A 1,019-nucleotide genomic window follows, 5' to 3' on the forward strand; every position below is an offset into this window, starting at 1 on the left:
TTATTAATTTAATAAACATCCTTCAATGTTATAAAATTGCTGAAATTTTAGATTAATATTTAAAATAGTATACAATTCAAAGTTCTGAGAAATATAAGCATAAGATTAAAAATCTTTTGGCTTTGCAAATGTACTAAATTCTCCTTTTGGATCATTAATTACTGATTTGTACGCAGAAGATTTAACAACTTCTAATATATCTTTTGAAAGCTGAGAATTTGCATCAGCCGCTCTTACAGTTATAGTATTTAAATAATCTTCCGTAAGCTTTTCATGATATAGTGCATCTTTAGGGTTAAATTTTGCAGCAATTGCATAGTTACCATTTACAACTTCTATATCTGTACTATTTATTACTCTAGGAATTTGCGCTGCATTTACAAGTTTAAATTTAAGATTTTTAGGGTTTTCTGAAATATCATTTTGTGTTATAGTAGCAATATTTGCCTTTGGATTTATTTTAATAAGTCCGGCACTTACTAATACCTTTAATGATCTTGTAATATTTACTGGATCATCAGGTATTACAACTAATGAACCATTCTTTAATTCACTCAAAGATTTAATTTTACTAGAATAAATATCACTACCTAAAGTAGGTATTGCAGTAATTGCTTTTAAGTCCAATTTATTATCTTTAGCAAACTTCGCTAAGTAAACAGAATTTTGAAATACATTCAGATCTAAATCTTTATTGGCAAGTGCTTTATTCGGCTGTATATAATCGTCAAACTCTTTTATTGAAACCTTATAACCTTTTTTCTCAAGAGAAGGCTGTATTGCTTGCCTAAATAGATCTCCATAAGGTCCAGGACACACACCTACTACTATGTTTTTTTTTGATTCTGATTTACTTGAATTGCTGCTTTGCCCGCATCCAGAAAATAATCCTGTCAATAAAATTATTAATAATAAAATCTCACTTATTTTTTTCATTACATGAAACTTCCTTTCGTATTTTTATTTTGTTAATATTAAAATGTAAATACAAAATAAAAGAGGCTTAATTTAATATAATA

The 1,019-nt window shown here is 27.1% G+C and carries 1 protein-coding gene; it reads right to left on the reverse strand.

Translation table 11 applies throughout. The annotated features are described in order from the left end of the window. Positions 1 to 105: 105 nt before the first annotated feature. A complete protein-coding gene (locus tag J5G60_RS18470) occupies positions 106 to 936 on the reverse strand; it encodes a MetQ/NlpA family ABC transporter substrate-binding protein (RefSeq protein ID WP_150358811.1) in 831 nt (276 codons plus the stop codon). Positions 937 to 1,019 lie beyond the last annotated feature (83 nt).

Source organism: Clostridium sp. HV4-5-A1G (genome assembly GCF_900184915.1).
GTDB lineage: Bacteria > Bacillota > Clostridia > Clostridiales > Clostridiaceae > Clostridium_B > Clostridium_B aromativorans.